Source organism: Pseudomonas sp. NC02, from assembly GCF_002874965.1.
In the GTDB taxonomy this organism is placed as follows: domain Bacteria; phylum Pseudomonadota; class Gammaproteobacteria; order Pseudomonadales; family Pseudomonadaceae; genus Aquipseudomonas.
Window position 1 is genome coordinate 5,548,045 of the sequence record NZ_CP025624.1, and the last position, 12,241, is coordinate 5,560,285.

Consider the following 12,241-nt stretch of genomic DNA (forward strand, 5'->3'; position numbering starts at 1 on the left):
GTTACTCCCTGACCACTTGCAGGTCCGCCGGTGGCAGGAAGCCCGGATGGGCCACCCGATTGCGCTGCACCACCTCGCCCACTCGCGTCGCGTCACCGAACCGCTGATAGGCCAACAGCAAGGCGGGCATGCTGCGCATCGGCGTCAGATTGACCAGCCGGACACCGGACGAAGCCACCGCCGTCAGATGCGCGAACATCTGTTGGCGCAGGTCGTTCAGCGCAACATAGTGCCCGGCGTCGGCCTTCAATGCGGCTTGCCACATGGCTTCGTTCAGAAGGTCACGCAGCATCAGCACATCGTCGGCCACCGGCACTTCGCGGCGCTGCACCGGCTGTGCCGCCTGTTGCGCCAGGGATGGCGTGGTACTGAGGGTCACCGCTTTTGTCGCCACCGGTACGTCCGCCAGCCAATGGGCGATCTTCACCCACAACGCATCCTGTACCAGGTTGGCAGTGGCTTGCACCGTCGCCACGCTGTCCTTGCCGGTGGTCAGCTTCGGCACGTCGATAGTGCGAGCCGCTTCCACCTGCTGCGAGAGGTTGGCCAGCATGCCGCGATAGCCGTTGCGGGCAAATGCCTTCAACTCTTTCAAATCGCCGAGCAAGCCCTTGAACTCGGCGCTCAATTCCTTGGGCACTTCCTTGATGGCTTTGACCAAGGCATTCAGGTCGCCATACAACTGAATCAGTGGGGCAAATTGCTGCTCAATTACCTGGTAAACCTCTGCCAGGCCATTGCGCAACGCCTGGATGCCCACCCGCGCCTGCTTCACCAGTGCGACGGCCTGCTCAAAGCGCAGCACCGCCGAACCCAGCAAACTGTCGGCCGACACCAGCAACAGCTGGCGGGTATTGACCGCCGTAGTGGGAAACTTCAAAGGTTCGTCGGGATAGAACTTCAGGGCAAAGGTCACCAGCCCGCCGTCCTGGCGGGTTTGGGTCATCTCGCATTCGCCGACCTTGACCTGCAACCGTCCAAGCCATGGGTGCACCAGCTCGCCGGCGCCCTCCTCCAGGGCCTTGAGCAACTTGTCGCGTTGCTCCAGGCAATCCTCGCCCACTACAAATGCCGTCAGCTCATGCACCCTGGACTGTTGGCCCAGCCCTTCAAAAAAAGGCAGGTCGCGCTGAGGGTATTCGTGCAACTGGCCCTTCTTGCCGACCGGGACTTTCGCCTGGTCAACCCAAAACCCGACGCCACGAAACGACGCCGGCAACAAACGATCACGCCAGCTCATTGGAGCCTCCAAGGGACAGGGAACGGTAGCCGACACGTGGGGTGACGCTCAGGCCGGGCTGGTTGGTTCTGGGCTGGTCCACCCGCAGGCCCGCCGGTGCATTGTCGAAGCTCACCCGCAAATCGCCGTTGAGCTGCGTGCGGTTGTTGGCAGCGGTTTGTTGCAGCAGCGAACTGGAGCTGGACGCCAGCGGTGATACCAAGCCAGGCCCCTTGCGGAACCAGGATGGGTTACGCGCGCTTTCGGCATTACGTTCCTGTTGCTCGGTGGTCAACTCCAGCACACTGCCGGTCGCCTGGTTGATCACTTCACCCAGCCCACCGTTGAACAGCTTGCGAATCGGTGCGGTGATCACCGCAAGCTTCTCCGACAGCGCGGTGAACCAACTCAGCACCGGTGCCCACATGGCTTCAAGTTGCTCCATCGGATGCCAGTCGTCGAACAGGCCACTCAACACTACAAAGGCGTCCTGGGCCTGCAATTTGATATCGCCCCAGATCGAGGCGAATGCACCGCTGACGCTACCCCAGACGGCAGAAACCTTGTCCAGGGGCGACCAATCGAAGTAACTGCTGACGATGGTAAAAGCCGCCAGCGCGGTGAGTTTGAAGTCACTCCAGATCGCCGCAAACATCTCACTGATCACGCCCCAGTTGGCAATGATTTGCCCTTGGGGTGACCAACTGAACAGGCTTTTCATGAACTCGACCACCGGCACACTCAGTGCCTTGAGCAAGTCCCAGAGGGCCGCAAAAAAGCCGCTCAACGGCGTCCAGTTGTTGACGATCAAACCCATTGGCGACCAGGAAAACAGTGTGGTGAAAAAGCCGACCAAGGGCTGCGCCATCACTTTCAGCGACGTCCACAACCCGGCAAAAAAGCCTGTGATCGGCCCCCACAAGCGCATCACCTGTTCCAGCGGACGAAACGCAAAGACGGTCTGGAAAAACTCGCCCAAGGTTCCAATCGCCGCCATCACCCGTTCGCCAAGCCCGACAAAAAATGCCGAAATCGGCTTCCAGTTGGCAACGATCAAGCCTGCCGCCACGGCAATGCCTACAGCCACCAAAACTATCGGATTGGCGCTGAGCACCAGCTGCATCAAGCCCAGTGCCTGAGACACGCCGGTGACGGCCGCCTGCATCGCGGTAAACGCTACTGCGCCGGCAGCCAGGCCCTGCACCAGTTGCGGATTTTCGGTGAGCACCTGGGCCAACGTCGTCAGCAACGGCTCCAACCCGACCACCACCGCCGTGACGGCCGGCAACAGCGCAGTACCAAACGCCACCGACACCTTGTCCAGCGACGCGTTGAAATCCTTCAGCCCTTGCGCCGCCGTTTCGGTAACGCCCTGCCCCACGGCGGCATTGACCTCGCCGACCTCAGCCTTGAACGCCAGCGCCGATTTGATACCGCTGATAAACGGTGCCGCCAGCCCACCGCCCTTTACCAAACCGGCGATATCCAGCTTGCCGAGACCGGTCTGTTCCAGGTTCTGCCTGAAGCGCCCGACCATGGCCTGCAGCGCAGCAAGCTTGGGCGACAGCTGGTCGATGCCGGTCAGGCGCACGGCGGTACTTTCTACTTTCTGAGCTTCTGCCATCACTGCACCTGCTGCATCGCATTGATCCGTTGCGCATGCTCCAGGGATTCCCGGAGCGTATCCAAAGGCCTGGCCAGCATCTGTTCGGGATCAACCTTCCAGAACCAGGCCAGGTCATAGGCCACCGCAATCAGCTCGGCGACGGAGCCTGCGCCGCACTCATGAAAAAACCAGCGACGGCCCAGCTCAGCGCGTTGAAGTCCATCAGGTCGAGCTGGTTGACCGACGACGGCGGGATACCCGCGCACACGGCGATGTACTTGGCGGCGACGTCAAGGTCCAGACTCACGTCTTCGCCCTTGTCGATCTTGTACGGCAGCGCCTTGATTGCCCGCACCTCCTGCACCGTCGGGCGGCGCAGGGTGAGTTCGGTCAATGACTCGCCGTGGGCCTCGATGGCCGCTTGCAGCTTCACCGTATCGGTCATTGCCAGGTCCCCTTGATGCCTTCGAATTTCAGCTCGATCACGGCATCATCGCCCTTGGCCACCGGCTCTTCCACCAGGTAGGCACCGGCCAGCACGTAGACCTTGCCGTTGTTGAATTCGCAGGTGACGGTCATGTCGGTGCCGGCGATCAGTTGCTTCAATGGAAAGTCCGGCGTGTGCAGCGCGGTAACTTTGAAAGACGGGGTGATGTCGGTTTCCTTATAGAAACCCGGCACCACGGTTTCCCGCTTGACGGCCATCAACGGTGCTTCGCAGCCGCCGTTGATGGTCAGTTGAGCGCCGTCCACTTTGACGTAGCAGGTGCCCGCAATCAGTTGACCCATGATGTTTCTCCCAAAAATAAGCCCGCACTCGGCGGGCTGGAATCAGTTGCGAAAAGCGCGGGGCCTACACCGCCGCGTCGTACTGCAAACGGAACTGGTTGAGCAGCGCGAACACCCGCAGCCCGTTGACGTAATCCGGCGGGAACAGCACGTTGACCCGGCTCGGGTCCTGGCTGTCGCGCTCGACGATCAGGTGCTCGGCGAACAGCTCGGCGTTCTCCACATGGCCTTCCAGTTCGAGCTTGGCGTACTGGGCAATCAGCTCACCGCGGATGGTGCTCGGGGTGACGATCGGCTGGCCGGCGCCAAAGCGCGTGCCGTCAGCAGCGAGTTTGTGGCGCCCGTACTTGCTGGTGATCACGCTCTGCAGGCGGCGCACGATAAAGGCCGACTGGTGCAGGGTTTCGCTGTCCAGATAGGAATTGTCCGCCTGGCCGAACGCGTTCTTCTGGTAAGTGGTGATCGCCCGCTGAATGCGCACGTAACCGCCTTCGTAGTAAGCGGTGGCGATGCCGTAGTTGAGCAGCGATTGGCGCTCGGTCAGAGTGAAGCGCTCGCTCGCGTCGGCCGGATCGAGGCCCGGCAAGCTACCGCTTTGGGTCGGACGACTGGCATCGGCAGAGATGAACACCGCCGTGCGTGCAGCCAATGCTGCGGCCTGGACCCAGAACGGTTGCGGCACGCCCGGCTCCATGGCCTGGATGGTCACGTGCTGGTCATTTCGCCCTTGCCCGGCCGCCACCAGGGTGCCGATAGTGCCGCGCTTGGCGGTGTAGACGTGGCCGAACAGTTGCTTGGCCCACGACCAACGACCGCTGTTGTCATCCATCACCGCTTGCCAGGCGTTGAGGCTGGTGGTGTCGGCCCAGGGCATGCAGATGAACTCGAACGGCTCGTCGCCCAGCGCAGCCAATGCCGCGAGCTGGTCCGGCACACCGGCGCCCGCCGCCATTTTGCCGAGCACGGCGGTCAGGCCGTCGGGGGTTTGTTCGCCGTTGCTCTGGCCCAGGCGGTTGAGCTGCAGGCTGATGTCGTTGCCACTCTCACCGGTCCACTTGGCGGTCAGGGTGACGGTGCCATCGGCGGCTACCGCACTGACCGGCAGGTCGGCACTGGCGTTGATTTTCAGCGCCAGGGCGGTGGCAGCCACGGCAGCCGTCGCACCATTGATCACGGTCGCTTGAACCCGGGTGCCGCCGACGTACAGGCTGAGAATGCCACCTTGGGTCGCGGCGCCGGTCAGCTTGAGCTCGGCCTTGGCCGCGCTGCCTTCGGTGCTGTGCAGCGGCAGGCACCAGATCTCGCCCACCGGGTCACTCTTGCGGAACGTCTCGTACATCGACGCCAGCATCGAACCCTGGCCACCGATACGCTTGGCCATGGCCGCGCTCGATACCAGCACCAGGCTGCCGATTTCCGGGCTGGTGACGTTGTCGTTGACCTGGGCCACGATCAGCCGGCGCAGGGCCGACGACGCACTATTGGCCGCCGAATTGTCCATCTCGGCGTAGAACAGCGGCACACGAATGTCCGCCGGAATATGACTGAATCCGATCGCCATTACTTGGCTCCCTGTGTTTTTGCCGCCTTGACGGCTTTGGTTGTGATGTCGCCATCGGCCAGACGTCGACGCCACCAGGCGTTGTCCGGGACTTCGCGGCCTTCGGCGGGCAACAGATCGCCCGCCTCCGGGTCAGGTACGGCACGGCCGGAAACCGGCAGTACGGTGATGCGTTTGCTCATGGTTTTACCTCGGCAGAAAACGTCATTTCCAGGCGCCCGTCGGGGCCTGGGCGTTGCAGGTTGGGGTCGGCTGGGTCGATGGCATCGACCCGCACCGTCACCCCGTTGAAGGACGGCAAAGCGTCCAGTTCAAGCTCGAGCCAGGTTTCCGCCGGCTGCGTGCTGAGGTTGCGTCCCAACTGGCTCTCGAGAAAAAACCGCAGCCGGTACAACCCGCGAACCTTGCTGAGCAACAGCCATTCGCCAGCGTCGTACTGGATGGGCTCGTAGAACCCCTCGGGCCTGTAGCCCACCAGCGCCCGCCAGACCTCGGCGCGCAAGGCATGCAGCTGGTCCATCGCCTGGGCTTGCTGGCCCTCCGGCAAATCCAGCACCAGCACCACGCCAAAATGTTCGCGCAGGGGTTGGCGACTGCTGTTTTGCGCAGCGTTAGGGCTGGCCTTGTCATTGATCGGCGTCACGACCGCCTGGGGTGAGTCGAGCACTGGCAGGTTTTGCAGCGCGTCGAGGTCGAGGCCGGCGCGGATGTGTTGGTTGAACGATGGGCAGTGATCCCGAAGATGACTGACCAGGGAGGTGATCTTCATGGCATCTCACCGGGCAATAAAAAACCCGCAACGGCGGGTGGGTGAATGGGGATTATTGGAGGTGTCATTCAGGTGCGGACAACCCGCTCGCCTTGACTGTGCAGCGGTAGCTCTCTTTGCGCTTGCCGCTGGCCGTCACCGTATCGATCGACCAGCGCCCTTGCATGAAGCCGGGCCAGGTCTCATCCAGCAGTAACAGCCCTTCAGCCCCCAGCGCCGGATCGCCCGGGCAGACCACATTGATGACCAGACCTTCACGGCCAACCCTGCGCATCTCGCCTTCAGCCGCAGCCCGGGCTTCTTCTTCGCTTTGATAACGCTGCGACAGAATTTTGAACGGCGCGAAACCGACCTCTACTTCACGTTTTTTACCGGCAGATGCATCCCACCAGGACGCCTGACCACCATTGAATTTAGCGCGGCTTGTCTCGGTAAAGCTGGCACTGATGAACGCATGGTCGCCGGGGCGATTATCGCGGGTTACCGACAGCGGCACGTCTGGCAACACCTTGCCCGACAATGTGGTGATCTGGCCTTTGCGGCCCAGTACGTACAGCTCGTCAACCGGCTTGGCCACTGCATCAAAACGCCGGGCAAGCCGGGTCAGGAAGCTCATGTCGCTTTCATTGGTCTGGTCGATATGGCTGATCATCTGACCGTCCAGGTCCGGCGCCACGCGCGGTGAAAATCCATAGCGTGTCGTCAGTTGGCGAAACAGTGCGCCCAATGTGATCGGTCCATGGCTGGCGGTGCGACGCTGTTTGAATTCGTGCTCGTCAAACGGCGCCGCGGTGGCGACCAGTACCAGGCGCATGGGAAACAGGTATGGCGTGCGCTGAGTAATCTTGAACAGGCCTTTATCTACCAGGCCCGACTCGAGATACCCGACACGCAAACCGATCCTGCCGCCCAGATCGGGCAAGCCCTCAAGCCCTTCAATGTCGAGGGTCAGCTTGAGCTGGTCAGACACGAAACCCGCAGTGTCGGTATGTTCCCACTCCAGCAGTCGCTCGTTGAGCAACACGGCATTGGCCCCGTAAATCTCCACTACCGGTGTGAATCCTAGTGCCATGAATCCTCCTTAATCCCACGCCGAAACCGGACTTTTCGCCACAGGGCGCACGCTCAGTTCCGGCACGATCACGCCAATGCCGGCAGGCAATACCGCGCCATGCTCCGCAAGCTCGGGATTCAGGCTCCACAGTGCTTCCTCCGCCGCATCATCGCTGCGGCCCAGTTCACGGTAGAGCAGCAAGTTCACCGAGTCACCGGCAATACTTCGAACTTTACGCATTGACGAACTCCTCCAATGTCAGCGTCCAATTGATCAGCATCGCCGTGCCGTCGTCGATCACGTTAGCCTGCTTCTCGTCCACCGACTTGATCGTCCACAACCCCCAGTTACGACCTATGCCATCTACCAGCGGCAACGGCGTACGCATGGCTTGCAACGCACGAAGTTCATCCAGCCGCGCCATCCCTGTCGCCCGCGCCGCCTTGCCACCGAAGGTCAATGTCTCCAGGGCCTGGCCGGTCTGGCTGGATTTGGGTTTGCCGGCAATAATCTCCAGACTCACCCAACCACCACTGCTCACACGACCAAGCGTGTCGTAGGCAAACCCGCGCGACAGCCCGAAAATAAAACTACCCAACACCATTTGTTGTCGCATCACACCATTCCATCGGTCAGTGCTGCGTCGCGTCGCGTCGCCAGCAGGTTGTCCATCGATAACGGCCTGAACTGCGCCTCGATCTGCTGCACCACGATTGCCGCCAGCTGTTGATAGTTGGCCTGCTCGGGCGCGGTGATGGTGATCTGCGGGGCGAAGTTGATTTGCCGATTATCGGCTTGAGCATTGGAGAGGTTTTTGCTGACATCTGTGGGTGGAGGGAGGCGGTCGGCAGGGCTCGAAAACTTTTCACCTAACCACGCGCTGATGTTGCTGCCGATGTCGCTGCCGATGACAGTGCCCAAGGCACCACCGACATACCTACCGACTGCACCGCCCACAACCAACCCCACCCCATTGCCGATAACGGGTACAACGGTACCCAGCAACCCCCCGGCGGCTGCACCCACGACCTGGCCAATAGCCGCGCCGGCGAACTGGCCTGCAATCCCACCTGCCGCAGAACCGGCGGCGGAGCCCATCAGCTGTTTATCTCCCGTCACAGCACCCTTGACGAAATCGAAGCCGGCGTCTGCCATGACCATCGCAGGACCTGCCCATTTGGCGAGCTTGGCGGTTTTGCCGGACAAGCCCCACGTCGGGCCGGCAGAAGGCTTGGCATTTTTGGACGTGCCCTTGCCTTTTTGGCGGTTCTTGTTTGTGGAGTTGCCTTTCTTCCTGGAGCCGCTGCCGGGACTTGTATCGCCTTCGCGCAAAATCTTCCCGGCCACCTTGTCGAAAACCTTGTCCTTCACGGCATCGAACACGCCGCTTAAAAGCGGCCCCATTACCGCGGCAGCCACCGTGACAGTGGCAGTCGTCTTGGGCAAAGCTTCAGCCAACCAACCCACGCCGTTGACCAACGCGGTCATCGCCGTCAGCGTGGTATTCACGATCGGTGCCATCGCCGTATCGCTGGCAGTGTCCAGCCGTGTGGTGCTTGCGTCGAAGGCCTGCCGGCGCGCTTGTGTGGAGTCGGCACGAAGCTCCGCCGAACGCACGACTGAACCCTGCGCGCCCACGGCCGAGGTGGCATACGTCGACTTGTCCGCCACCAGCGAGAAGGCCTGCTTCACACTGTCGACTGCCGGCATCAGGCTCAGGATCGACTGGTTGCCGTCGAACAGCTGTGTGGCCAACGCCGCCTGTCGTTGCGCAGGCTGCGCCTTGAGCGCTTCAAGTACCGTCACCAACGTTTGCGGTGCGTCTTGCTTCATCTCGCCCGCGAGTACTTTGGGGTCAAGCTTGAGTTCTGCCCAAGCACTGCGCTGGGCCTCTGAGGCGTTTTCACCTTTTGCCAGGGCGGCGCTGATTTTTTCCACCCCAACACCCGTGGCACCTTTGCTGTTGCCAGCGTTGAGTAACGCTGCCGAGAGTGCCGCTATCTGTTCAGGGCGCATGCCAGCCGCCATCGCGGCGGCACCCTGGCCTTGTACAACGCTACCGATATCTGCAGCCTCAGCGTTCAGCGAGACGCTGGTGCCCAACACGTTTGTCGCGTCTGCCAGATCCAGAGCTTGCCCACGGTCGAGCTTCATCGACGCGCGCCACCCGCCGATGATTTCGCCAGCATTTTTAACGTCGATCTTGAAAGCCGTGGCCATGATCGCGGAGTCACGGGCGAACTGTGTCAGGTCAACCTGGCGCGCCGCGCGATCGATGTTCCCCGAAGCGTCGACGCGCTCACTGCCGATACCGGACTTTGCCGCCACATACTCGACCTTGGCCAGATCGACCGCACTTGCACCACTCGCCGCCACCACCGGCTTTGTCGCCATGGCAAGGTTAGTTTCGCGCAGATGTTTGCGCTCACGCCCTGCAAACCCCAGCAACTGATCCAGGTCGGTCATCGCCGCGTCCAACATCTGCGACCGCGTCCCCGAATCAGGAACTTCGGAGGCCTTGGCACCGCTCGCCGCGTTGCCAGATTCGATTTGTCGGGCGTCCATCAGGTTCAGCAGCGAGGCGTTGAACAACTCCAGCGTGTCAATAAGTCGAGCCTGCCCTGCAACCAGTTGGCTGATCTGCTGGCCGGCCGAGTCGCCCGGGACCGTATCCAGAAAGGAGGGTGTCACAAGCGTTGGCGCAATAGCGTTGATACTGGCGTAGGACTCTGCTCGATCAAGTGAGCCAAAAGGCGCCCCGCCATCCTTGGCGATGGCCGACCTCAGTCCATATTCACTGTTTGCCATCCGCTCTACTCCTGTTTGACGCCAAGGCGAGTGATCGCGATGTCGTAGCGGCGCAATGCTTTTCCAGCGTCCCAATCGAGGATCTCCGCTTCATTTACCGAGTAAATGAGCGGAACGATATCGAGGATTACTTCGATATCGCGCTCCGAAAGAAGTCCGCCGGCTTGTTTAAAAAATCGTCGATGCGCTCCTGCAGTTCCGTCCAGTCAGGCACGGTCAGGCCGGCGAGATCGGGAATCATCAAGCCAGTGCAGTGGGCGGTGATGAACTCGGCGCGCTCTTTGTTGGTGGCGAGTTTTTTCATCACTTTGGTGGCACGCAATGCAGGCATTTCCAGGGTGACGGCGGTGAGGCTGCGACCGGCCGTATCGAGTGGCAGCAGCAGCGAGACGTGCTCGCTGGTTTGCGACTCCCGTGGCTGATCGTTAGCGTTGAGGAAAAACGAGGCCGGGCGGGTCGACATCTCGTGCACGTACTGCGCGATGCTGACGTAGTCCGGACGCTTGAGCTGGTCGAGCTCATGTTCAGAAAGGCCGGTGGCGAGTTTTGCGAGTTCGAAAAATTGGTCGTCTTCGTCGTCGCCAGCGCGAGCCAGGGCTTCTTTCTGTGGCGCGTAGAACAGCGGCTTGAGTTGGATCTTCTCGATCGTCTCACCGGTATCGGCGGTGATCGGGGACAGCAGGATGTGCAGCGGAGGCATCCAGGCCATGGGACAATTCCTTGGTGAAGTATGGGAGCGAGCACACTCGCTCCCAGGGGCTTACGGCATCAGTACCGCGCGGCGGGCGTCGCCCAGGATGTCGACGCCATTGAGCACGAACTTCTGCGTTCGCACATCGATGTCGATCACCGGGATGCCGTTTTCGAGGCGGTTGTAGGTGCGGCAGGTCAGGATCAGCGTGGTGGTGACCTTATCGCCCATCTTCAGCTTGGATTCGGTCAGGGTTTTCAGCTTGCCGCCCACCGTGTGGTAGATGAAGTAGGTCTTGCCGTCCTGATCCTGGCCGGCTTCACGTACGTTCAGCAGGATGTCATCGCCTAGCTTCACACCCAACGCCAGCATGATTTCGGGCCCCACGCCCTGCAGCGCCAGGGTCGCGTTCAACACCTTGCCGCTCTTGGCCATTTCTTCGGCAATGAAGCGGCCACCGGTCATGGGTTCCATATCAAAATCAATCACCGGCGGGGTGAACTCTTCCACGGTTGCGGACAACGGCAGGCCTTGAAGGGTGGCCGCCATGGCCTGTCTGATTCGGTTGGTAAACATTAGAGAACGTCCTCCAGGAACTGCTCGATGATTTCATCGCGGGCGTTGAGTTGATAAATCATGTGTTCGTTCGGCGCGTAGCGGCCGTAGTCGATGACGATGAACCAGGTGCCGTTCTTGTACTTCTCGACACTGTTCAATTCCGGGTGCAGGTACACGCTGCCGCCGGGAATGGTCTCGTCGGCCACCAGGGTTTGCAGCCAGTCGTTGATGCGCTTGACCTCCTGGTCCATGAACGACTTGGTGAGGTTCTTGGCCATGGCTTTCTGCCCGGCCTTGACCAGCTTGCGGCTGATCGCATCTTCCAGGCCTACGTAGCTGATGAACTTGCCGGTGATGGAGCGGTTACCCAGCAGCGAGAAACCGCCGAGGATGGTGCGGGCGTAGTAGCTCACGCCGTAGCGGTTGAGCAGGTCGCCTTCGGTGGAGGTGTCAAGGATGTTGTACTCAACCACGCGGGACACGTCTTCGGCGAAGGTCACCTGATTGCCCGGGCTTTCCCATTGCTTGACCTTGGCCAGCGCGGCGATGGCCAGGGACGACGGCGCCAGGAACACGTTTTTCTTCGCGGCCTTGGAGTACACCGACGGCATGTTGTGCACCAGCAGGCAACGGTCGAAACCGAGATCGGCACCGCCCAGTTCGCCGCTGTAGGTCACCTGGTCGGCGACGGTTGCGTCCTTGCCGTCCAGCACCACACGGGCCTTGATGCGCTTGCCGAAGGAGGCGAATTCGCCGGCCACGGCCTTGGTGCCGGTGAAGCCCGGGGCGCCGATGATGGTCAGGTCTTCGGGGACGCTGGCCAGGGCGGCGAGGCCCAGTTTGCGGCCGGTGACCGGCTCTTCACCGCCGATTACGTTATTGATGGTGTCGGCCGGGGTGGTGCCCTCGTCGACGATCACTACGTAGACCGGCACCTTGACCACTTTGAGGATCTGGTACACGGCGTGGAACAGCGTGCCGGTTTCAGCGCCGGTAGGGTCCAGCAGCGCCTGGGTAGTGAAGCTGTTGATGCGGAACGGGGCGTTTTTCGGAATCGACGCATGGGCGTTGGGGGCGGTGCCCACCAGGCCGATGACGTTATCGCCCAGGCCACCCATGGCCTCGGGGGATTCAGTGGCATTCACGGTGATGCCGTTATGTTCGAAGTTCAAAACCTCAGCCATGA

At 61.3% G+C, this 12,241-nt stretch carries 15 protein-coding genes; all 15 read right to left on the bottom strand.

Annotated elements, in window-relative coordinates:
- Position 1: 1 nt before the first annotated feature.
- The gene (locus C0058_RS26090; protein WP_102369825.1) at positions 2–1,240 is read right to left on the bottom strand and encodes a DNA circularization protein; all 1,239 of its coding nucleotides are present in this window, start codon (positions 1,238–1,240) and stop codon (positions 2–4) included.
- A complete protein-coding gene (locus C0058_RS26095; protein WP_102369826.1) occupies positions 1,227–2,843 on the bottom strand; it encodes a hypothetical protein in 1,617 nt (538 codons plus the stop codon). The genes C0058_RS26090 and C0058_RS26095 overlap by 14 nt, the downstream gene beginning before the upstream one ends.
- Complete coding sequence (locus C0058_RS33120) at positions 2,843–2,968, bottom strand: hypothetical protein (protein ID WP_010170085.1); 126 nt, start codon at positions 2,966–2,968, stop codon at positions 2,843–2,845. The genes C0058_RS26095 and C0058_RS33120 overlap by 1 nt, the downstream gene beginning before the upstream one ends.
- 5 nt (positions 2,969–2,973) lie before the next feature.
- Positions 2,974–3,270 (bottom strand): phage tail assembly protein, encoded by a 297-nt coding sequence (locus tag C0058_RS26100; protein ID WP_102369827.1) that lies wholly within the window; start codon positions 3,268–3,270, stop codon positions 2,974–2,976.
- Entirely contained in the window at positions 3,267–3,614 is a 348-nt protein-coding gene (locus tag C0058_RS26105; RefSeq protein ID WP_010170089.1) for a phage tail tube protein, read from the bottom strand. Before C0058_RS26105 ends, C0058_RS26100 begins: the two co-directional genes overlap by 4 nt.
- Before the next feature lie 64 nt (positions 3,615–3,678).
- Complete coding sequence (locus C0058_RS26110) at positions 3,679–5,175, bottom strand: phage tail sheath subtilisin-like domain-containing protein (RefSeq protein ID WP_102369828.1); 1,497 nt, start codon at positions 5,173–5,175, stop codon at positions 3,679–3,681.
- A complete protein-coding gene (locus C0058_RS26115; protein WP_087695298.1) occupies positions 5,175–5,357 on the bottom strand; it encodes a DUF2635 domain-containing protein in 183 nt (60 codons plus the stop codon). Before C0058_RS26115 ends, C0058_RS26110 begins: the two co-directional genes overlap by 1 nt.
- The gene (locus C0058_RS26120; protein WP_102369829.1) at positions 5,354–5,944 is read right to left on the bottom strand and encodes a hypothetical protein; all 591 of its coding nucleotides are present in this window, start codon (positions 5,942–5,944) and stop codon (positions 5,354–5,356) included. Before C0058_RS26120 ends, C0058_RS26115 begins: the two co-directional genes overlap by 4 nt.
- 64 nt (positions 5,945–6,008) lie before the next feature.
- A complete protein-coding gene (locus tag C0058_RS26125) occupies positions 6,009–7,016 on the bottom strand; it encodes a phage tail protein (RefSeq protein ID WP_087695296.1) in 1,008 nt (335 codons plus the stop codon).
- A 9-nt stretch (positions 7,017–7,025) separates the two neighbouring features.
- The gene (locus tag C0058_RS26130; RefSeq protein WP_087695295.1) at positions 7,026–7,238 is read right to left on the bottom strand and encodes a tail protein X; all 213 of its coding nucleotides are present in this window, start codon (positions 7,236–7,238) and stop codon (positions 7,026–7,028) included.
- Positions 7,231–7,614 carry a phage tail protein gene (locus tag C0058_RS26135; protein WP_087695294.1) on the bottom strand — a complete coding sequence of 128 codons (384 nt, stop codon included), beginning with the start codon at positions 7,612–7,614 and terminating at the stop codon, positions 7,231–7,233. Before C0058_RS26135 ends, C0058_RS26130 begins: the two co-directional genes overlap by 8 nt.
- On the bottom strand, positions 7,614–9,806 hold the full coding sequence (locus C0058_RS26140) for a phage tail tape measure protein (RefSeq protein WP_102369830.1): 2,193 nt from the start codon (positions 9,804–9,806) through the stop codon (positions 7,614–7,616). The genes C0058_RS26135 and C0058_RS26140 overlap by 1 nt, the downstream gene beginning before the upstream one ends.
- Before the next feature lie 127 nt (positions 9,807–9,933).
- Complete coding sequence (locus tag C0058_RS26145; protein ID WP_087695292.1) at positions 9,934–10,515, bottom strand: phage tail assembly protein; 582 nt, start codon at positions 10,513–10,515, stop codon at positions 9,934–9,936.
- A 51-nt stretch (positions 10,516–10,566) separates the two neighbouring features.
- The gene (locus tag C0058_RS26150; RefSeq protein ID WP_087695291.1) at positions 10,567–11,073 is read right to left on the bottom strand and encodes a phage major tail tube protein; all 507 of its coding nucleotides are present in this window, start codon (positions 11,071–11,073) and stop codon (positions 10,567–10,569) included.
- The gene (locus C0058_RS26155) at positions 11,073–12,239 is read right to left on the bottom strand and encodes a tail protein (RefSeq protein ID WP_003208663.1); all 1,167 of its coding nucleotides are present in this window, start codon (positions 12,237–12,239) and stop codon (positions 11,073–11,075) included. The genes C0058_RS26150 and C0058_RS26155 overlap by 1 nt, the downstream gene beginning before the upstream one ends.
- Between the last annotated feature and the right edge of the window lie 2 nt (positions 12,240–12,241).

Excerpts from the sequence above, each read along its gene's own strand:
- C0058_RS26090 (WP_102369825.1), bottom strand. The coding sequence starts at position 1,240 with ATGAGCTGGCGTGATCGTTTGTTGCCGGCGTCGTTTCGTGGCGTCGGG.
- C0058_RS26095 (WP_102369826.1), bottom strand. The coding sequence starts at position 2,843 with ATGGCAGAAGCTCAGAAAGTAGAAAGTACCGCCGTGCGCCTGACCGGC.
- C0058_RS26100 (WP_102369827.1), bottom strand. The coding sequence starts at position 3,270 with ATGACCGATACGGTGAAGCTGCAAGCGGCCATCGAGGCCCACGGCGAG.
- C0058_RS26105 (WP_010170089.1), bottom strand. The coding sequence starts at position 3,614 with ATGGGTCAACTGATTGCGGGCACCTGCTACGTCAAAGTGGACGGCGCT.
- C0058_RS26110 (WP_102369828.1), bottom strand. The coding sequence starts at position 5,175 with ATGGCGATCGGATTCAGTCATATTCCGGCGGACATTCGTGTGCCGCTG.
- C0058_RS26115 (WP_087695298.1), bottom strand. The coding sequence starts at position 5,357 with ATGAGCAAACGCATCACCGTACTGCCGGTTTCCGGCCGTGCCGTACCT.
- C0058_RS26120 (WP_102369829.1), bottom strand. The coding sequence starts at position 5,944 with ATGAAGATCACCTCCCTGGTCAGTCATCTTCGGGATCACTGCCCATCG.
- C0058_RS26125 (WP_087695296.1), bottom strand. The coding sequence starts at position 7,016 with ATGGCACTAGGATTCACACCGGTAGTGGAGATTTACGGGGCCAATGCC.
- C0058_RS26130 (WP_087695295.1), bottom strand. The coding sequence starts at position 7,238 with ATGCGTAAAGTTCGAAGTATTGCCGGTGACTCGGTGAACTTGCTGCTC.
- C0058_RS26135 (WP_087695294.1), bottom strand. The coding sequence starts at position 7,614 with ATGCGACAACAAATGGTGTTGGGTAGTTTTATTTTCGGGCTGTCGCGC.
- C0058_RS26140 (WP_102369830.1), bottom strand. The coding sequence starts at position 9,806 with ATGGCAAACAGTGAATATGGACTGAGGTCGGCCATCGCCAAGGATGGC.
- C0058_RS26145 (WP_087695292.1), bottom strand. The coding sequence starts at position 10,515 with ATGGCCTGGATGCCTCCGCTGCACATCCTGCTGTCCCCGATCACCGCC.
- C0058_RS26150 (WP_087695291.1), bottom strand. The coding sequence starts at position 11,073 with ATGTTTACCAACCGAATCAGACAGGCCATGGCGGCCACCCTTCAAGGC.
- C0058_RS26155 (WP_003208663.1), bottom strand. The coding sequence starts at position 12,239 with ATGGCTGAGGTTTTGAACTTCGAACATAACGGCATCACCGTGAATGCC.